This window comes from Paraburkholderia sp. UYCP14C (assembly GCF_004197395.1).
Lineage (GTDB): Bacteria > Pseudomonadota > Gammaproteobacteria > Burkholderiales > Burkholderiaceae > Paraburkholderia.
This window is the reverse complement of the sequence record NZ_SELS01000023.1, coordinates 93,055-112,895: the sequence shown is the minus strand read 5'-3', so window position 1 is coordinate 112,895 and position 19,841 is coordinate 93,055. Positions and strand designations below refer to the sequence as shown.

Here is a 19,841-nt window from a genome sequence, read left to right as displayed (position 1 = left end):
CTCCGAGTGCCTGCGCAGTATTCGCGATGCTAAGGGCTATGAACAAGCCAATTGTTCTAAATCTTGAATTTAGAATTACTAAACCGAATGAAAAATAAAATGTAACATAATTCAATACGCATCAATTAGCTCAGCGCGGCTCGTTTGCATTGACAGATTACGCTCGATAATTTACTAATAGCCCCGCTACGTGAGAGCGAACAAATTCACAATACGTGAACTTGCGCACACGCGATTGGCTTTGACGGTCATGCTTATGTCACATATAAAATGCATTACGACTTATCCAATTAAATCTTGCGCAGGCATCGACCTCGAACATTGCACAGTCCTGGCTGACGGATTGAAGCTGGATCGCGAGTGGATGCTGATTGATGAGGAAGGCCATTTCTTGAGCCAGCGCCAAACGTCCGAGCTCGCGTTAGTGAAGCCAAGAATGTCTTCTGACGGAAAGAACCTGATAGTTTCTGCACAGGGCATGCAGGACCACGCACTACCAGACGCCTCAGCGACTGTAGTAACGGAGCAGCGCTACGCCGTCAGATTATGGCGCGATGACGTTCGTGTCATTGACGCAGGCGCGGAGGCGGCAGAGTGGTTTTCAGATTTTTTGGGAGTCAAATCTCGGTTGGTGCGCTTCGACAAAGGTGCGGAGCGGTTGGTAGACGAGAACTGGACTACCGCGCGCGCCACCACTCGATTGACTGATGGGTTCCCTTTTTTGATCATCGGACAAGGCTCTCTTGATGACCTTAACTCTCGTCTGGCATCGCGCGGCGTTGCTCCGGTGGAGATGAAACGGTTCAGGCCCAACATAGTAGTCGAAGGCTGGGAGCCATTTGAAGAGGACTACATAGAAAATATTTCCATTGAATTCGATGAAACCGAGCTCGTTTTCAGACTTTGCAAACCATGCACTCGATGTGTCGTTACAACGATAGACCAAGCGACAGGAAAACCGAGGACTAGCTCGCCTCATGAGCCTCTTGACACTCTGTCTTTGTATCGGCGAAGTCCTCGGATGGAAGGTGGAATCGTTTTCGGGCAAAACGCGGTGGTCTCCTCAGGAGAAGGAAGTGAATTGAGAGTGGGTCAGGAAGTCACCGCCGAGTTCGCCTTTCCGGACATGTGAATCAATACAGCGCTGCGCCTCCGTTCCACCGATCTTTCGTTGCTCATATATAAAAGGAAAATTATGAAAAGCCTGGCCCAAGAGACAGCGGTTCTCGACAACGCACTTACCTATGCAAAAAATTACATCGAAGGACTGGCGAACTCAAAAGTTAATGCCAGTGCCACGCTTGATGAACTCCGTGCTCGCTTCCTGAGCGCTCTGCCAGAGGACGGCACTGACGCGTGTGAGGTGATCGATCAACTCGTTAAGGATGCATCTGACGGCATCGTCGGGAGCGCTGGAGGTCGATTTTTCGCGTACGTAATTGGCGGAGCGTTGCCTGCCTCTGTTGCGGCTGATTGGTTAACGTCCGTTTGGGATCAGAACGCGGCCATGCACGCTAGCAGTCCGGCTGAAGGAGTAATCGAAGAGGTTTGCGGAGCATGGTTAAAGGACGTCCTGCATCTACCGGCCTCTGCGAGTTTCGCACTGACGACAGGCTCTCAGATGGCGCATGTAGTTGCACTAGCAGCAGCGCGGCATGCGCTTCTTGCACGGGTTGGATGGGATGTCGAAAAGCGCGGCTTGCGAGGCGCTCCTGAAGTGAGAATTCTAACCAGCGATCAATACCATGGTTCGTTGGAGCGCGCCTTGCGCATCTTGGGCTTGGGGCGGGACGCGCTCGTCCGCCTGGAATCAAACGAGCAAGGAAAGCTTCCATTCGACTTGTTGCAGGCGACTCTTGATCAAAAACCGGACGTCTTAACCGTTGTAGTGCTGCAAGCCGGCGACCTTAACACGGGCGTATTCGATAATTATAGGGAGCTGATCGCGCTAGCTCATTCTCGTCACGCTTGGGTGCACATCGATGGCGCTTTTGGTCTATGGACTGCCGCGAGCGATGTGCATCGGTACCTCGTAGAAGGAATCGATGACGCGGACTCCTGGGTCACTGATGGACACAAATGGCTTAATGTGCCTTACGACTGCGGTTACGTGTTTGTCGCCGACAGAGACGCTCATTTCGGATCGGTATCCCATAAAGAGAGCTATCTTGCCCGTGTCGACAGCGCGCGCGATCCTATCGATTGGAATGCTGAGTGGTCGCGTCGTGGCCGATCTGTCGCGACATATGCCGCCTTAAAGCAGTTGGGTAGAAGCGGTGTAGCTGACCTGATAAATAGGACCTGCCGTTTTGCTGGTCAGCTCGTGGATCGGATCGGCGCGTTGGATGGCGGTGAAGTGGTGTGGCGATCGGAAATCAATCAGGGTTTGGTTCGATTCCTAGATCCCAGGCCGGGGGCCGGGTCTGCCGACCATGACGCTCGTACTGATGCGGTGATATCTGCCGTAACGGCGTCTGGGGAGGCTTTTTTTGGGGGCACGACTTGGCGCGGACAACGATGCATGCGCATCTCTGTCTGTAATTGGCGGACGACATCTGATGATGTTGAGCGGACCGTCGCGGCGGTTGCCCAAGCAATTAGCAGCTGTAGGGGATAGCCTCCGCCGTCGGGTCAAAGTCGACTAGGCGACGGTCCGGCTCGATAGTGTCCAGAAGCGCGTCATGCTGCAGACCGAGGAAGCACGTGATGCACAGCGACGCGCCGAGGCTGCGCTTTCGAAAACCCGTCAGCACAATGAGTGGCTCGTTGCCGACGTCCAGCGAATCTCGGCCGATGCCGCCGAACATCGTCGACTCGCCGAACGGCACGAAAAGCACCTCGCCAATGTGATGGAAGAGGCCCGCGATCTACGCCGTGAACGTGATGCACTCGCGCAGCAGACCGCGTTGCTGCATGGTCAGGTCCATGGCGCCCCCTCGGCGGCACGTGCAAACGGACGTTCACGTCACGAAACCTGATATTGCTTAGCGCGATCTGGAAGTACACGGGATCGTGCGAGAACTCACCCTGCGATCTCGCGTTCTGTTCCAGGCAGATATGATATGACTGATGTACAGCCACGTACGACCGCATAACAGGAAACCGTAAATCTTGAACATGCATGAATCACGAACGCCATCATCCATTCGCCCGTGCAGTTGACGGTTCCACGGCAGCTTGCCTGTGACACTTTCAATTCGCCAGCCGCTGTACAAGCAGGACGAGTAGCGCCACCGCGAAACCCAGGAAAAGCGCCGCATCGACGGGTAGTCGCCGCCGGAAATTGTACAAAAAGGTCGTTACGCCAAACCAGCTACCGTGGCACGCGGCCCAGCTTCGCGGTTGCGTTCAGCTGGAGACCTGGCCATCCCCGTGGTTTCCCGACAAGATAACGGGCTACCTGCTCGCGTAGCGTTGCCGGATGCGCTCCTCATCAGCCCGTAATTCTTCGAAATATTGCGTCTCGGTGGGCTCTGGAAGAAGATCGGCAACTGTCCTTGGGTCGCTATCTGGCAGCCCTGCCAGCCGCTGAAGCAACGCCGCATGTTCCGCTCCGCACTCAACCGGGAATACGCATACGCCCGCCGTGAGTAGCCAGATAGTTCGCGTGATCCCATTCGTGAAACCGAGCAAGTTCGAAGGTGGCCCTTCCTGCCACTCAACATACTTTCGGATACCGAAATAGCGAGACCTCACTATCTTTACTTGTTCGACATATACACCACACGAAACAGAAGCGAGCGGCACCGGATTCCATTCACCCTTCGAAAAACCAGCTTCGGCATGATGAAACTTGTAGTCGGACGGCCAGTCTTTCGGGCCAAGGTGCGCGACTTCCGGATGACTGCTATATGGTTGCCGCCAGAGTTCCAGAAAACGGATTGCGTCCACCTCGACCACAGCCCTTTGAACGGAGGGATCGGCGACGGACATAAACACGTCGCCGCGCGTGACGGTAGGAACCCGAAACACGGCCCGCCGTTTGCCGGAAATTCTTGTGATAGCGTGGAGCGTTTCCATTATTCGTTGATCCTGACACGTAAAACCATCCCGCCTGCGCAGGCCGCGACGAGCCCGCCGTGACGATGTCGATCCCCGCGAGCAAAATGAAATATCGACCCACGATCATCGGACCTGGATCACAAACGGCCGACGGGCGTCTTGGCCAGCGCCTGTTGCGCAACAACCCCGGCGAAGAAAAGCACCGCATCGACTGGTAGCTCGGATCAGGTCACCGTCATCATGAATCGGAATCCTCCCCTGCAATCTTCTTCTCCCACGCGATGCGCTCATCGAGCTTGCGGCGCGTTTCCTTCGCCCAAAAGGAAAGCCCCGAAATTCTATGGCCGTACCAGGACTCGAGCGGAACGAAGTAGGCCTCCAGATAAGGGACCAATGAACCCGACCAGGCGCCAATATGGAGTCGACCGTTGAGCGCGTCACGAAACGCGGCGTGCTCGCCGTATCTGGCCGCGAGCCCTTCCATGGCCGGATGCCAAGCGGTATCTCCGGCATCATCCTTTTCGAAGAGCGGATAGAATTCGCAGAGAAACGGCGCGCGCGTCGGCGCATCGGCATCCGCCCACTCGAAGCACTCTGCCTCGGGAATACCGAACAAGGGACCTGCGCCGTTCTCGCTATCTCCATCGCGACGATAACCCCGCCTCGATTGACCTATCAGACGAGTCAGGTGAGATCGCTCGGTCGGGGTAGCGCGCTCGACAAATCGGGCGACTACCTGCCACAGCGCGAGCGGCCGTTCGGTGACCAGAAGTTTGACGCTTTTCCGGACCGGATCATCAAGAGCATCGAAAACCTCGCCGTCGCCGACTTGGCAGAGACGAACAAACTGCTCCCCCAACTTTTCCACCCAACGGTCATCAAGTCCGGCGTGGTCGCGAATCGACCTGACCATGCTTTCGAAGAGGTAGCCGTCCCGGTTGCCGCGCCTGACTTCCCCAAGAAGCGTCGGCGATACGAGAATGTTTTTGGCGCGGTCAGCCAGATCAGAATCGAAATCACTTCGACTGTGCTGATACATCGAGATGATTTCAAGGGCAGACCAGCCACCTTCCCCTTTGTGGTTGCTCGCCAGTTCGTCGACCAACGGGAAGATCTGGTCGGCCTTCAAATGGGCGAGCCCTCGTCCGTAAGACAGATAGACGCACTGAGTCGCAGCGAGGGTACCTGCCTTGACGCTCTCGACGATTTCAACGAGGCGCTCTACCGAGATTTTCACGGCCATCCGGATTTCGATGGCTCTCGGTTTCAAGGCTTCACTGGCGAGCGCCAACTGGACGCACTTATCCGCGACACTGCTGTCACGGTCATCGATGCCTGCGAGCAGGCCCCGAAGGAATCCGATCCCCTCCAGATCAGCCGATTCGTTAATCACATCAAGCGCGAGCTTGAAGGTCGTCATCGGGTCCGCGACATTTCTGGCCAGTTCGTAGGCAAAGGGATGAGCGTTGTTGAGCTCCTGAGACGTCATTTCGCGTACCGCACGCACCACAAGATCTTCGTCCTTCGCAATCAGCACGGCTACTTCTTTCGCCTTTCGTGACGGATATTCGAAGTCCAGAGTAGTATCGTCACTCCGGCCGTACTCCAGATCGGGATCGTAGAGGTCACTCACCCAGAACTTTGTGTAGAGAAGGGCGAGATGAATCAAATCAGCGGGCATCAATCTGTCATACAAAGCCCTAACTCGTTGCTGAAATTCATCTGGAGAGCCATTGCGGTCAAAGTAGAGCCATAGTCCGACCGCCTGGATTCCTTCGAGCCAGATTCCCCGCCGCTGCACGACGCCATGCACAGCCGCCTCAATGTCCGCGATAAGGGGTTCGCAGATAATTCCTCGCAGACTGGTGGCGAGAACTTCATCGCAGCGATTCTCGAAAGACCTGTGTACGGTGCGAACCCTCTCAAGGGTAGCGAGGCTTCGTCGATGGAAATCAAACACCTCCTCCCAGGTTTGGGGACGCCAATCCCTCAGGGGCGGTTGGCTGCCGATTTCCTCTGCGCCTGAGATTCGGGAGAAATATGTATGACTAAGACTCGTCGCGAGCGCTTCGACGCACACGTTAATGAGTCGCTCGTCGCCAGATGCGATGCCATGATCGACGACGGCGAACCTTTCCGAAGGTTCTGCCTCGGTTCCGCAGAGTTCTATCTGGAGCAACTGCTTGAACTGACCCGTCGCGTTGTTACTCCAACTCTCGGTCTCCACTGCTGCGAGACGCATCAGCAGATGGGCCGCCAAACGGAAAGACTGGCGACGAAAGACAAGTCTTCCGAGCACCAGAACGAGATAACGCCGTCCACCGCCGAGCTCCCGAAGCTCGTCAAGCGGCATTTCGCCGAAAACTCGCCGGACAGTTTCAGCGGCGGTGTCCGGTGCGACATGAGATAAAGCGTGCAGGCATTGGGCTCCGAACTCAGAATTCAACGCATCCAGCACTCCGAATCGTCCTTCGCGTCCTAGCAGCTTCTCAGCTACCGCTACGGCGGTGCGTGTCCGATCAAAATACCGCCACTGCTCTAAAAACGCGCGAACCAGGTCGTTCGGGGCAAACTCGATGAACCGCAAGATCGTTTCGGTGCGCAGTAGCTCAATTCTTCTGGCACCGAGAAAGGCAGCGATCGGAAGTGGTTGCGCGCGAAAGAATGAGCCGCGGCGGTCGACCAGTTCATGCTTCGACGCAGCGGACAGGTGTTCATACATTTCGTCCCCAGACTGCCGCGCGAGCCCTTCGGCAACGAGATCGAGCTGTGCGGCCACGTCCCCTTCTGCCCCTACGCGATCAAACAATGCCAAGCATTCGATGGCACGTAACTGATCCCGGTCGCCGAGGCCACAGCCCGTCACGACCCGTTCGACAACATCCTCCATGGACTTAAGTGCCGGCATACCGCCCAAGTGATTGTCCGTGGCAAGAACGGCGATTCGCGGGAACCCGCCACAGAGATTCTTGAGGTACGAGATCGTTGTACCATCGGCGTTCGGAGCCCGTTGCCGGATGATCCCTTCAACAAGCGCATCATCGCTTCTCGATACTGAAATATTGAGAACGTTCTCCGCAGCGATCGTGCGATCGTCGATATCAATAGTAATCAGTCGAAGTCGGCTATGCGTATTGGACACGATGTCGACCAGAACGGCCGCAGACTCACGCGGGCACTCATCGACAACGACTAGTGCCGGAGCGCCATGTCCAGCCATGGCCGCGACAACCTGGTGAAGGCGCTCTTGTCCAATGCTCCGAAAGTCGCAGTAGATCGCTGACACACCTGTGATGGCTCTTTCTAAGGTGTTCCGGTCACGGAAGAGCTCGTACACAAAGCGGGTCTTGCCGATCCCGGATGGACCGATGACTCGAACACACCGCTTCGGCTCGGCAATGTGCTCAAAGATCCGTTCCCTTGCTTGATGTGAACTTAGCGCGTCGCCGGTTTGGACCTTCCCGTTGTCAGCGTCGCCGATTACATAGCGGGGCGCCTCGTCATCGACGAGCTTGATCGCGCCAAAATCCGTTCGCCCTCCCCAGCCGTCGATCGTCTGAAATCCGCCTAGGGGAACGCCGTTCTGTTCTTCATTCAGCCAAACCGCTACGGCCGGGTGCTGGCAGACCCAGGCGGCAATCTGGTTGGCATCGTAGATAGTGATGGACTCCAGATCGTCCGGATTCGCGCCGGCCTCCCGAATACCCTCCCTGATTCCAGAAAGCCGCCGGCTAAGCTTGTTGCCAACGATTGGTGCCGAGGTAAATCCAATATATGCACCGCGCCCAGCGATCGCGGCCGAAACCGCATCGTTCAATACCCGCGGCACGCCGTCTTTCTGCGAGGCCTTTGTCCACACCTCCTTTTTCCAACCAGCCGGTGCAGGATCTGTTGCTTTGGACTGGAATACATTCATGCGACAAGGGAGGTAATCGGTATCATCATTTCCGCCGGTCCAGTGCACCCGAGCATCCTCCCCACCATCCGCGATGGTGATCTGCAGGGGCGCGGAGACGCCCCGGAGGGCTATTCCGGCACTTTGCGCTTCAGCATGAAGTAGCTTTCGCAACAGCTCGACCAGTTGCAAGCTATTCAGAGATTCAACCTGAGAGGGTGAGATATCGAAGATCATTTTCAGTGTGCTTGCATCGCGAACGACTCAACGCCGTCACGCCGATTCCGTCAGAATTGTGTCCGTCACTCAACATCACTCTACTGCTCGCCATCGGACAACTGCCAGCCGCACCTTCTGTTCCGTCAACGCGTTGGTCCTGTTATCGAATCCCTGGTGGATACCGGATTTACCCAGTCAGCAAGGCATGTTGCTGCGCGTCGTTCAACAAATCGTCGTAGGTTCGTATCAGGAAACCTGATTCTCGGAACATTTTGGACATGCTTAGACATCGGTTGCCGTCCAGTGGCTTTTCCGGCGTCCGAACAGGACGCTTGCCGGTCAGCATCAGGTACTGCGCATCGGGCGTCACCCGGCGCAACTGGTCCGTTGCAGACTTGCTCCCCTGCGGCGGCTTCGCCGGCAAAAGGACGTCGCGATGAAAAACCACACCCGGGCTCATACGCACCAGTTCGTCGGTTTTCTCCGGCCTCCCGCTCACGGATTGCTGCATTTCATTCCTCGACTCATACCGCGCTGCCACGCTCGTCCCGAAACGTTCCTCAAGCGACAATAACGCCGTCCGGCAAAGTCCTGAACATAACATTGTTAGCCTTGATCGACATGCCACTTCCGTTTCGCCAGTGCAGATATGAGAGCCCCCGCCGACGAAGTGCAACGTATGAGACGTCGTATCGTGCACGGGCGCGACGTGGTGGCTCAGCACCCGCGAGAGATCCTCGATCTGGACCCGCCGGATGAGTTAGAACCAGAGCGGCGCGAGATAGCGGATAAAAACGAGATCGCTACGCGGGAAAGGTTAATTGGACACGGTCGGGCCATTGATCGCGATCGAGCGGAAGATCTTGCGGGCGGAATGCGCGAGTCACCTAGTTTCACTAAGTAAGACCATCAGCGACGGCGACGTCCTCGCAGTTTGCGTTTGAGGCGAATGATGGGCTTGACTTTGACCCGATGTCTTAGCGAATCAGATATAACAAGTTCCACGATCGGACTTCCTGCTCGACATACTGTGAAGCCGCGTCTAATGCGTAATTGAGATACAAGCCGCTCGAACCCTGACTTTTCGGCAGACACATTGACGCAACGCCCTCTTATCGCGCACCTCTTTAACATGCACCGGCATACAAGAATGTGCCATGGCGCGAGAATATGGTGCGCATAGATCGCACAGCGATTCAACGGAACATTCCCTGCATCGATGGCAACCGTGATCAGACAACGCCGTCGAGGCCGCCACTGCGCTTCACCATGAACCCGGGACTAGCGTTAGCCCGCTTGCGCCCCCGATCCCGCGTCTGGATCGCCGGCGAATTCTTGTCGCGCCACTTCGAGCACCCGTTTCGGTTGGCATTCCCGGTCATTATCGCGTGAACGCAAAACGGATAAGCGCGGAATCTTGAATTTTTATCCGCCTTCAGATGCTAAACAAATCGGCGATCTTTACACCGAAGGCTATTGCCAGTCTTTCGATATTATCGATCGAAATATTTCTAGCCGCTCGCTCTACATGAGCGACAAACGATCTGTCTAGCCCACATGCTGCCGCCAAGTCCTCCTGGCTCCACCCTCGGTCTGCCCGCATCCGACGGAGATTGTGGGCGAGCAAAGCCCGCGCACTCATCGGGGGGACATTAGGGGCGTTGTATTGCATGCGCGTGATACTGGATACGCGCCGCTTCCCCGTCAGTAGCTTTTAAGTCACAATCTGCACCCTCGCATTGATTTGAGGCGAAATTCGCCAACGACACACATGTTTTTTACACAAAACAATTGGGAAGTGACCAACGGCACGCTTGCTCAACTCGCGGCGCCGCTTAGACCTTGGAGTCGCATGGCGCTGACAACAGTCGCGCCCAAATTTTTGATTGAACTCGATACGCCACCGGAGACATCAAATTTTCGATTTCTTCTCGCGTCTGGCGTCGAGGAATTGCTCGACATTGCGGCAACGCCCGGCAGCCGAATTGTCGCCGCGCACGTAATTGCTCTCGGCGAGCGCGAACAAGGTCCAAGGTTTGAACCTCTGTTCGAAATTCGCAGGACCACGCAGGTCACGTCTCCCGCCATCCACTCTTATCGACGACATGACGGCAGTTGGGCTGCCCTAGAGTTTCCCGCCTCCTGCGCCCAAACTGCTGACGGGCAAGTGACCGTCTTTTCACTAGAGCTGTGACGCAGGGCTCTGGACACACCACTTTTATGTTTTTTGCGAAGAACATCTAACCCCAACACATCTCATTTCACCCCGTGTGCACAACTGAGCTGCCCACACCGCCAGGGTGTGGACAGCCGCTTTCAGCGGTTCCTCAGTTGAACACACTTGAGTCTGACGCGCGCCTGCGGCGCTTGCCCTATTTGAAAAAATGCTCGGAACGATTTCACCACATGGCTGGTTGCTAGCATCAGCCATGAACCCGTGCCCCTGCGGCTGGCGCGGCGATCCGGGCGGGCGCTGCCGCTGCACGCCGGAAGTTGCGGCGCGCTATCTGCGTAAGTTGTCGGGACCGCTGCTCGACCGCATCGACATCCAGCTCGAAATTCCCGCGCTGACCGCCGCCGAACTCGCCACCCGCGCCGCCGCCTCGGGCGAAGCGAGCGCGGCGATCGCGCACCGCGTAAGCACCGCGCGCGAGCGGCAAGTGGCCCGGCAAGGCAAGACCAACCGCGAACTGGACGGACGCGAAGTCGACGAGGTGTGCCGTCCGGACACAGCGGGCGAAGCGCTGCTACGCGAAGCCGGCGAGCGCTTCGGCTGGTCGGCGCGGGCGTACTACCGGGTGTTGAAGGTCGCCCGCACCGTCGCGGACCTGGCCGGCGCGGCGATGCCGAACGCCGCGCAAATCGCCGAGGCGATTCAATACCGTCGCGCTTTTGGCTCGTTGTGATGAGAAAAATCGACTGTCAAGACTTGACTTATTCACACACCCGCGATCCTGTTAGATTTTGATACAAATCAGGAGCACCTCGACGGGCATCTCGCGAAGGCGTTGATTTAATTGACTTTTTTAAAATCCCCTACGCCCTTGGATTCTAACGAAAGGCCCGCCTGATGGGCATTTGCGGCCATTGAAGCCGACTTCTCAACAGAGTTATCCACAGGTTGCATGCCTAACTCAAAAATCTCAACGTAAACCGGTAATTAGCGCGCAAACCTGCGAAGGAACTTTCACTGCGCCTTGCGCTCTGAGGCGCCTTCGATCGGCAAAAAACGCCGCGATCAGTACAGCTGGAATGACGAAAAAAACTGGTCGATCTGGTCCTGTGGCAGCGGTTGATCGGCGATGATCGCGGCCTGGTACACATGCCGGCCGCGCACGACGAGCCGCGCATACACGGTGCGCGTCTCGTGTTTGGCGCCCGCCACGCCGCTCACCGTCATTTCCAGGCCCGGTGTCTTGCCGCCCGCCGCCAGCGGGATCTGCACGGCGTGAGCATCGGGCGTCGCGCCGACGTTGCGTGCCAGTCCCGCGCGCAGGAAATCGAGTGCGGCGCGCTGAGTCGCGTCGCTGTCGTCGGGCAGCATCACGGTGCCGACCGCGAATACCGCGTTGCCGGCTTCGGCACTCTGCATCGCCATCTGCATCGGCGTGCCGTCGATCTGCACCGCGCGCTGGTCATTGCCCGGCTTGGCCGGGAAGTCGACCGTGTAGCCGTTGTCGTTGTTCATCACGGTGCGCCAGTCGAAGGTCGGCGTGCAGGCGCCGAGCGCGACGCCGAGCGTCAGCGCGGCCCCGGCCGCGCCGATCACGGTGCGAGCGTGACGGGGCCGCGTGAAGGCGCGAGGAAAAAGACTCGGCAGTTCGAAGAGGCCCGCGAGGCAGGCGCGCAATCGGCTGATCAACGGGAAATAGTGCGGAACGCGGACCACCGCGCGGGAAACTACTCGGGAAGCAAACCAGCGGAAGCGAAGAACGGTTCGGAGCATGGGGCGAAAGATCGGGTTTGCGGAGCGTAAAGCGTCATTATCCGCTGATCGGTTACCGGCCCGGCGCGCGCAACGGCGCATTCCCGCCATTTCGGCGCAGCCGCCCCAATGGAGCTACAATAGAAAAGCTATTCAGCACCGGCTCAGCGCCATCACCTAGCCCCATTGTTCCGCGCCGCGCGCGACTCACGAGGTTCCGTTCATGAGTTCCAATTCACCGACCGCCGCCCGGCGCACGAACCCGCTTCGCTATCTGATTGCGGTGGCCGTGGCCATCGCGCTTGCCGTCGCCGGTTACTTCGCGTTTGCCGGCCAGCAGCGCGTGCCCGATGCGACCTTCACGCTGCTATCCGGACAGAAGCTCACCACCGCGGACCTGAAAGGCAAGGTTTATCTCGTCAACTTCTGGGCAACCAACTGCGACACTTGCATGAAGGAAATGCCGCAGATGGTCGAGACCTATAACCGCTTCAAGGGCCAGGGCCTCGAATTCGTCGCGGTGGCGATGAACTACGACGCGCCGATGTACGTGACCAATTACACGCAAACGCGTCAGCTGCCGTTCAAGGTCGCCATGGACGACGGCTCGGCCGCCAAGCAGTTCGGCAACGTGCAACTCACGCCGACCACCTTCGTCATCGACAAAGACGGCAAGATCCTGAAGCGCTATGTCGGCGAGCCGCAATTCGCGGAACTCGACCAGTTGCTAGCGAAAGCGCTGAAGCCTGGCGCGGCTTAAGCCGGGTCAAGCAGATCCCCACGCGCCGGCGCAATACTCCCCGCTGCCGGCGTCGCCCTCCTCATCGCTCCCCTTCCCCTTTGGCCGCCAGGCCATATCGCTTGATCTTCTCGTAGAGCGTCGCCTTGCCGAGCTGCAGCCGGTCCGCCGCGACCGCGACCACGCCGCCAGCCTGCTCCAACGCCTCGGCGATCATCGCGCGCTCGAACTGCTCGACCCGCTCTTTCAGCGGATGGGTGACCCCGCCGTCTTCGTCGAACGACAGCACCGGTTCGTCGGCGATGCCGAGCACGAAGCGGTCGGCCGCATTGCGCAGCTCACGCACGTTGCCCGGCCAGTCGCGCTGCATCAGGCCCGTACGTTGACGATCGGTGAGCATCGGCGCCGGCCGCTGATACCGAACGGCTGCATCGAGCAGGAAATGCTCGAACAGCGGCACGATGTCCTCGCGACGCTCGCTCAAAGGCGGCAGCGCGATCGTCACCACGTTGAGCCGGTACAGCAGATCGCGCCGGAACGAGCCATCCGCGACATGCTCGGCCATGTCGCCTTTCGCCGCCGCGATCACGCGGCAATTGACGCGAATCGGCTGATTCGAGCCGAGCCGCTCGAGCACGCCGTCCTGCAGCACGCGCAGCAGCTTGACCTGCAGCGCGAGCGGCATGCTTTCGATCTCGTCGAGAAACAGCGTGCCGCCGGACCCATGCTCGAGCTTGCCGATCCGCCGTTTGGCCGCGCCGGTGAACGCGCCCGGCTCGTAGCCGAACATCTCCGATTCGAACATCGGCTCGGGCAGCGCGCCGCAGTTGACCGCGATGAACGGCTTGTCACGCCGCGGCGACAGCTCGTGCAGACTGCGCGCGATCAGCTCCTTGCCGGCGCCGGTATCGCCGTTGATCAACACGGACGCATCGGTCGGCGCGACGTTGGCGATCAGCCGCCGCACCTGCTCGATTGCCGGACTGCGGCCGATGATGCGCGGCGCGACCGCGTTCTGCCCGGCCAGCTCACGGCGCAGCGCGAGGTTTTCGAGCACGAGCTTGCGGCGCTCCAGCGCGCGCCGCACGGTTTCAATCAGCCGCTCGGACGCGAACGGCTTTTCGATGAAGTCATAAGCACCGTCGCGCATTGCCTGCACGGCCATCGAGATATCGCCGTGGCCGGTGACCAGAATCACCGGCACGTCGGGTGCGCGCTCGTGGCATTGCGCGAGCAGATCGAGGCCGCTCGCGCCGGGCAGCCGGATATCGCTGACGATCACGCCGGAGAAGTCCGCGTTGATCAGCTTCGCCGCCGCCTCGACCGACGCATGGCCGATCACGTCGAAGCCGGCCAGCTGCAGGCTCTGCACGCTCGCGCGCCGCACCAGTTCGTCGTCTTCGATATACAGCACTTGCAGGCCGTCGTTCATTGCGTGTTCCGGGTGATGCTTCGGTGTGAAATCAGGAGCCCGCGGTCAGCGGATCGTGCGAGGGGCTCGCCTGCACGCGTGCGCGACGCAGCGTCAACACGAATGATGCACCGCCGTGCGGCGCGTTGCGCGCGACCAGCGAGCCGCCGCAATCGCGCGCGATCGACGATGAAATCGCGAGCCCAAGGCCGAGCCCCTGGCCCATTTCCTTGGTCGTGAAGAACGGTTCGAACAGGCGTGGCAATACGTCGTCTGGAATGCCCGGGCCGTTGTCGCCGACCGCGATCGACAGGTTCGCATCGCCGGCCTCGACCTCGATCGTGATACGCGGCGGGCTCATGCCGGTGGTCGCGTCGAGCGCATTGCCGAGCAGGTTGATCAGCACCTGTTCGAGCCGCAGATCGTCGCAACTCGCGACCAGCTCCGGATGATCGTCGGCGAGATTCAGCGGCTTGCGCGCGCCGTCTGCTGCTGCATCGACGGTGTCCGCCGCGGCATCGATCAGCACGAACTCGAGCTCGACGCCCTGCAGACGCTTTTGCAACAGCGCGACGACGTTGCGCAGCGCCCGCACGATCGACGCGCGCGCGCTGCGCGGCCGCGCGCGGCCGACGAACAGCTTCAGCTGGTTCGTGATCTTGCCCATGCGCTCGGTGAGCACCGCGATCGCTTCGAGATTCTCGCGCGCTGATGCCTGATCGCCGCGTTCGAGCAGCACGCGCGTGTTGTCGGAAAAACTGCGCAGCGCGGCGAGCGGCTGATTCAATTCGTGCGTAATGCCGGCCGCCATCTGGCCGAGCGCGGCGAGCTTGCTGGTCTGGATCAGTTCGTCGTGCGCGGCGCGCAACTCCTGCTCGGCGCGCGTGCGCTCGGCGACTTCCTTGTGCAACTGCTCGTTCGCCTCGGACAGATCCGCGGTGCGCTCGGCGACGCGCTGGTTCAGCTCGGCGTAGGCCTTCTGCAGCAGCGCGCGGCTGCGCATCATTTCGCGCACCCGCGCGCGCCGCATGCGCCAGTAGAACGCGAGCAGCACCAGCGACACATAGCCGAAGCCGGTGACGATGGTCGCCTTGCGCGCGTCGGCATCGACCGGATCGACCGGCGACATCGTGATCAGATGCCAGTCCGGCTCGCCCATGCCGTGCCGCGACGCGAGGTAGCGCGGCGCGGAGCGCCCGCCGCCGACGCGCAGGATCTGCGCATTGCCTTCGAGCATGCGCTCGACCGTCACCGGCAGCGGCTCGATCGGCTGCTGCGCGTACTGGCGCGCCTGGTAGATCGAATCGGCGATCTGGCCCGGCAGCGGCCGGATCGTGTGGTACTTCCATGCCGGCACTGACGACAGGAAGATCACGCCATGATCGTCGGTGACGACGAGCGGCTCGGACGCGTCGACGCCCTGAAACCATTCGAGATCGAGCTTGACGACCGCCACCCCGACGATCTTGCCGTCGCGCCGCACCGGCTGCGAGATGTAGTAGCCCGGCGCCTGCGAAATCGTGCCGATGCCGAAGAAGCGGCCGACGCCGCCCTTCACCGCATCGACGAAATACGGCCGGAACTGATAGCCCGCGCCGACGAAGCTGCCCGGCCCGCGCCAGTTGCTGGCGGCCACACAGTAGCCGTCGAGCGAAATGATGTAGGTGACCGTCGCGCGCGCGTGGCGGTTCAGGTCTTCGAGATAGAGATTCGCGCGCTCGACGTTGGCGGGATTCGGATCGATCAGCACGTCCTGCACGATCGGATGCTCGGCGAGCAGATAAGGCAGCGATTCGTAGCGCTCGAGCGTGCTCTTGAGCGCGCTCGCGGTGCGCTCGGCGCGCACGGCGGCGTTGCGCCGCAGCGTGTCGACACCGTTTTTCCACGCGAGGCTGTAGGTGAGCCAGCATGCCGCCGCGAGCCCGGCTGCGAGCGCGAACAGAATCAGCAGGCGGCGGGTCACGTTGGCAAAGTCCGATCGATGGGGATCGGACATTGTGGCATAGGGCGGTAACGGATCGCCGCCGGAAGCGATAGACGCCTCGGAAGAGCGCGCGGACGCCGGTTTCATAAGCAGGCGTCCGCGCTGGTCACGACAGGGTTGGCGAAGCCCGGCTCAAACGCCGGCCGGCTCGTCGACCGGCTCTTCGACCGGCACATCGCCGCGCAGCACCTTGTTCAGCCGGGCGCGATCGAGCTCCTTCTCCCAGGCCGACACGACGACCGTCGCGACACCGTTGCCGACGATGTTCGTCAGCGCGCGGCACTCGCTCATGAAGCGGTCGATACCAAGGATCAACACCATGCCCGACAGCGGAATCGTCGGCACCACGGCAAGCGTCGCCGCGAGCGTGATGAAGCCGGCGCCTGTCACGCCGCTCGCGCCCTTCGAGGTCAGCATCGTCACCGCGAGCAGCGTCAGTTGCTGGCCCCACGTGAGGTCGGTGTTGGTCGCCTGGGCGATGAACAGCACCGCCATCGTCATGTAGATGTTGGTGCCGTCGAGGTTGAACGAGTAGCCGGTCGGCACCACGAGGCCCACCACCGAGCGCGAGCAGCCGAGGTTTTCGAGCTTCTGCATCAACTGCGGCAGCGCGGCTTCGGACGAGCTCGTGCCGAGCACGATCAGCATCTCTTCCTTGATGTACGCGACGAAACGCAGGATGTTGAACCCCACCATCCGCGCGATCGCGCCGAGCACGAACACCACGAACACGATCGAGGTCAGATAGAACGTGCCGACCAGCTTGAGCATCGGCAGCAGCGAGCCGATGCCGTACTTGCCGATCGTGAAGGCCATCGCGCCGAACGCGCCGATCGGTGCGAGCTTGGTGATGATGCGCACCATGCCGAACAGGATGTGCGAGATCCCGTCGATGATGTTCATCACCGGCTTGCCCCTCTCACCGGCGGTCGCGAGCACCGCGCCGAACAGCAGCGCGATCAGCAGGATCTGCAGGATCTCGCCCTGCGCGAACGCCGACGTGATGGTGTCCGGAATGATGTGCATGAAGAAGTCGACGCTCGACTGGCCGTGCGCCTTCGCGGCATACGACGCGACCGCGCGGCTGTCGAGCGAGGCCGGGTCGACGTTGAAGCCGGCGCCGGGTCGCAGCAGGTGCGTGGCGGCGAGGCCGAGCACGAGCGCGAAGGTCGAGACGATTTCGAAGTACAACAGCGCCTTGCCGCCGACACGGCCCACCTTCTTCATGTCCTCCATGCCGGCGATGCCCGTCACGACCGTACAGAAGATGATCGGCCCGATCACCATCTTGATCAGCTTGATGAAGCCGTCGCCGAGCGGCTTCATGTCGATGGCGAGGTTCGGGTAGAAATGCCCGAGTACGATGCCGATGATGATCGCCACGATCACCTGGACGTACAGCACTTTATGGATAGGTTTCTTCACGATGGTTCCTGCGAGGGGGATGAGCGGATGACCCGCCGTGAGGCGCGACACGCGAACGATACGTCGTCGCGCGGGCGCATGCTAGCGGGCCGCTGCAAAGACGACGAATTCAGAAATACCGGGAAGGGAAATCGGACATCGTTGTCTCCTTGCTTTATTGTCGGGCCGTGGCGGCCACGCGCTTTATTTTGCAAGGTCGATGCCAGCTCGATATCGGACGCGGAGCCTTGATTTTTATAGGCTTTTCGGCAAGGTTCTGCGCGCGTCGTCCGGGTTTCCGGAAATCCGGACGAGCGCTGTCGGGGAATCCGGAAACCAGTGTGCGCGCGGTTGCGGGGAAACCCGCAGGGGTTTGTGCGGAGCTCGCGAGCGCGACTTCAGATCAGGTGAGCAGATCGATCCGATCCGTGCAGATCATGTCGACACCCCATGCTTCGAGCAACCGTGCGCGCGCCGGATCGTTCACCGTGTAGGCGAGCACCCGCAGGCCGGCCGCGCGGATCTGCGCGACCAGCGGCTCAGTCAGAAAGCGGTGACTCGCGTGCAGCGACACGCAGTCGAGTTCGCGCACGATGCGCAGCCAGTCCGCCGGCACCTGCTCGAACAGCATGCCGCGCGGCAGCGACGGCGCGGCAGCGCGCGCGGCGGCGAGCGCGTCGAACGAAAACGACGACAGCAGCGGCGCCGTCTGCCCTTGCCACAGCGCGAGCGCGCCTTGGCCGACCAGCGTGCCGGTGATGACTTCGCGGCCCGGACACGGCTTGATCTCGATGTTCGCGGCGATGCCGTCGCGCGCGCAACGCTCGGCCGCGTCGGCCAGCGTCGGCAGCCGCGTGCCGGCGAACTCCGCGCCGCGCCATGCGCCGGCATCCAGAGCGGCGAGTTGCTGCCATGTGTGCGTGGCCGCAGGCCCGTGGCCGTTGGTCGTGCGCTCGAGCGTGTCGTCGTGCAGCAGGAACAAGGCGTTGTCGGCGGACAGCTTCGCGTCGAATTCGACCATCCGGTAGCCGTAGCGCACGCACGCGTCGAAACCGGCCAGCGTGTTTTCCGGCGCCAGCGTGCCGCCGCAGCGGTGCGCGATCAGCCGCGGATAAGGCCATTGCGCGGAGGTTGCGCGATCCATCGGAGTTGCCACGGGTTTTTCCCTTGCTGATAGAACAGCGGTCCAAGTAAAAAGCCCGCACATCGGCGGGCTTTTTCGTTTCTGCGGATTGAATGCGAGGCGCCTGCGCGTCAGACTACGCCGGCTCCATGCGCCTGCACGTCGGCGTGATAGCTCGAACGAACCATCGCGCCCACCGCGGCGTGCGTGAAGCCCATCTTGTACGCCTCTTCCTCGTACATCTTGAAGGTGTCCGGATGCACGTACGAGCGCACTGGCAGATGGTGCTCCGACGGCTGCAGATACTGGCCGATCGTCAGCATGTCGACGTCGTGTTCGCGCAGATCGCGCATCACCTGCAGGATTTCCTCTTCGGTTTCGCCGAGGCCGACCATCAGACCGGACTTGGTCGCGACGTGCGGATGCAGCGCCTTGAAGTCCTTCAGCAACTTCAGCGAATGCGCGTAATCCGACCCCGGGCGCGCTTCCTTATACAAACGCGGTACCGTTTCGAGGTTGTGGTTCATCACGTCGGGCGGCGCGGCATTCAGGATGCCGAGCGCGCGGTCGAGGCGGCCGCGGAAGTCCGGCGTCAGGATTTCGATGCGCGTTTCCGGCGACAGCTCGCGCGTCTGACGAATACATTCGACGAAGTGCGCCGCGCCGCCGTCGCGCAGATCGTCACGATCGACGCTGGTGATCACCACGTACTTCAGCTTCAGCGCGGCGATGGTGCGCGCGAGATTGGCCGGTTCGTCGGCGTCGAGCGGATCGGGACGGCCGTGGCCGACGTCGCAGAACGGGCAGCGGCGCGTGCACTTGTCGCCCATGATCATGAAGGTCGCGGTGCCCTTGCCGAAGCATTCGCCGATGTTCGGGCAGCTCGCCTCTTCACACACCGTGTGCAGATTGTGCTCGCGCAGGATCTGTTTGATCTCGTAGAAGCGCGAATTGCCGGTGGCCGCCTTCACGCGGATCCAGTCCGGTTTCTTCAGCTTTTCGATCGGGACGACCTTGATCGGGATGCGCGCGGTCTTGGCTTGCGCTTTTTGCTTCGCGGTAGCGTCGTAGGCGGCGGGGGCCGGCACGCTTTCGGGCGCGGGGGTGGCTGCTGCGGAATTCGCGGTTATGTCAGTCAT

General features: G+C 60.4%; 16 protein-coding genes and 1 pseudogene. 7 read left to right on the top strand and 10 right to left on the bottom strand.

Going from position 1 to position 19,841, the window contains the following annotated elements; all coding sequences use genetic code 11:
- The first annotated feature begins 250 nt into the window (after positions 1-250).
- The 3 genes from EVC45_RS21990 (at position 251) to EVC45_RS21980 (ending at position 2,978) form a co-directional block, all read left to right on the top strand.
- A complete protein-coding gene (locus tag EVC45_RS21990) occupies positions 251-1,132 on the top strand; it encodes an MOSC N-terminal beta barrel domain-containing protein (RefSeq protein ID WP_248295213.1) in 882 nt (293 codons plus the stop codon).
- Positions 1,133-1,195: 63 nt separating this feature from the next.
- On the top strand, positions 1,196-2,617 hold the full coding sequence (locus EVC45_RS21985; RefSeq protein ID WP_129960342.1) for an aminotransferase class V-fold PLP-dependent enzyme: 1,422 nt from the start codon (positions 1,196-1,198) through the stop codon (positions 2,615-2,617).
- 64 nt (positions 2,618-2,681) lie between these two features.
- Positions 2,682-2,978 (top strand): hypothetical protein, encoded by a 297-nt coding sequence (locus tag EVC45_RS21980; RefSeq protein WP_306770783.1) that lies wholly within the window; start codon positions 2,682-2,684, stop codon positions 2,976-2,978.
- Between the two features lie 418 nt (positions 2,979-3,396).
- Here EVC45_RS21980 and EVC45_RS21975 read toward each other — a convergent pair whose 3' ends face one another.
- Positions 3,397-4,020 (bottom strand): hypothetical protein, encoded by a 624-nt coding sequence (locus EVC45_RS21975; protein WP_129960341.1) that lies wholly within the window; start codon positions 4,018-4,020, stop codon positions 3,397-3,399.
- 59 nt (positions 4,021-4,079) lie between these two features.
- Here EVC45_RS21975 and EVC45_RS45685 point away from each other — a divergent pair, with 59 nt between their 5' ends.
- Entirely contained in the window at positions 4,080-4,220 is a 141-nt protein-coding gene (locus EVC45_RS45685) for a hypothetical protein (RefSeq protein WP_168991509.1), read from the top strand.
- A gap of 20 nt (positions 4,221-4,240) precedes the next feature.
- Here EVC45_RS45685 and EVC45_RS21970 read toward each other — a convergent pair whose 3' ends face one another.
- The 3 genes from EVC45_RS21970 to EVC45_RS21960 form a co-directional block, all read right to left on the bottom strand.
- Positions 4,241-8,134, bottom strand: coding sequence for a hypothetical protein (locus EVC45_RS21970; protein ID WP_129960340.1), 3,894 nt, complete (start codon positions 8,132-8,134; stop codon positions 4,241-4,243).
- Positions 8,135-8,303: 169 nt separating this feature from the next.
- The gene (locus tag EVC45_RS21965) at positions 8,304-8,627 is read right to left on the bottom strand and encodes a hypothetical protein (RefSeq protein WP_129960339.1); all 324 of its coding nucleotides are present in this window, start codon (positions 8,625-8,627) and stop codon (positions 8,304-8,306) included.
- Between the two features lie 924 nt (positions 8,628-9,551).
- Positions 9,552-9,758 carry a helix-turn-helix domain-containing protein gene (locus tag EVC45_RS21960; protein WP_306770786.1) on the bottom strand — a complete coding sequence of 69 codons (207 nt, stop codon included), beginning with the start codon at positions 9,756-9,758 and terminating at the stop codon, positions 9,552-9,554.
- 129 nt (positions 9,759-9,887) lie between these two features.
- Between EVC45_RS21960 and EVC45_RS21955 the strand changes: the two genes are divergently transcribed.
- Both EVC45_RS21955 and EVC45_RS21950 read left to right on the top strand, forming a co-directional pair.
- On the top strand, positions 9,888-10,310 hold the full coding sequence (locus tag EVC45_RS21955) for a hypothetical protein (RefSeq protein WP_129960338.1): 423 nt from the start codon (positions 9,888-9,890) through the stop codon (positions 10,308-10,310).
- A 223-nt stretch (positions 10,311-10,533) separates the two neighbouring features.
- A pseudogene (locus EVC45_RS21950) lies at positions 10,534-11,022 on the top strand (ATP-binding protein); the annotation flags it as partial.
- Positions 11,023-11,354: 332 nt separating this feature from the next.
- Here EVC45_RS21950 and EVC45_RS21945 read toward each other — a convergent pair.
- Positions 11,355-11,885, bottom strand: coding sequence for a hypothetical protein (locus EVC45_RS21945; protein WP_306770785.1), 531 nt, complete (start codon positions 11,883-11,885; stop codon positions 11,355-11,357).
- Between the two features lie 379 nt (positions 11,886-12,264).
- Between EVC45_RS21945 and EVC45_RS21940 the strand changes: the two genes are divergently transcribed.
- Positions 12,265-12,801 (top strand): TlpA disulfide reductase family protein, encoded by a 537-nt coding sequence (locus tag EVC45_RS21940; RefSeq protein WP_129960337.1) that lies wholly within the window; start codon positions 12,265-12,267, stop codon positions 12,799-12,801.
- 61 nt (positions 12,802-12,862) lie between these two features.
- Here the strand turns inward: EVC45_RS21940 and EVC45_RS21935 are convergent, their stop codons facing one another.
- The 5 genes from EVC45_RS21935 to lipA form a co-directional block, all read right to left on the bottom strand.
- On the bottom strand, positions 12,863-14,212 hold the full coding sequence (locus EVC45_RS21935; RefSeq protein WP_129960336.1) for a sigma-54 dependent transcriptional regulator: 1,350 nt from the start codon (positions 14,210-14,212) through the stop codon (positions 12,863-12,865).
- Between the two features lie 31 nt (positions 14,213-14,243).
- Positions 14,244-16,262 carry an ATP-binding protein gene (locus tag EVC45_RS21930; protein ID WP_129960335.1) on the bottom strand — a complete coding sequence of 673 codons (2,019 nt, stop codon included), beginning with the start codon at positions 16,260-16,262 and terminating at the stop codon, positions 14,244-14,246.
- A 45-nt stretch (positions 16,263-16,307) separates the two neighbouring features.
- Positions 16,308-17,600, bottom strand: a complete 1,293-nt coding sequence (locus tag EVC45_RS21925; protein WP_129960334.1) for a dicarboxylate/amino acid:cation symporter — start codon at positions 17,598-17,600, stop codon at positions 16,308-16,310.
- 382 nt (positions 17,601-17,982) lie between these two features.
- Positions 17,983-18,735, bottom strand: a complete 753-nt coding sequence (ugpQ, locus tag EVC45_RS21920; protein ID WP_129960333.1) for a glycerophosphodiester phosphodiesterase — start codon at positions 18,733-18,735, stop codon at positions 17,983-17,985.
- A gap of 98 nt (positions 18,736-18,833) precedes the next feature.
- Positions 18,834-19,841, bottom strand: coding sequence for a lipoyl synthase (gene lipA, locus EVC45_RS21915; RefSeq protein ID WP_129960332.1), 1,008 nt, complete (start codon positions 19,839-19,841; stop codon positions 18,834-18,836).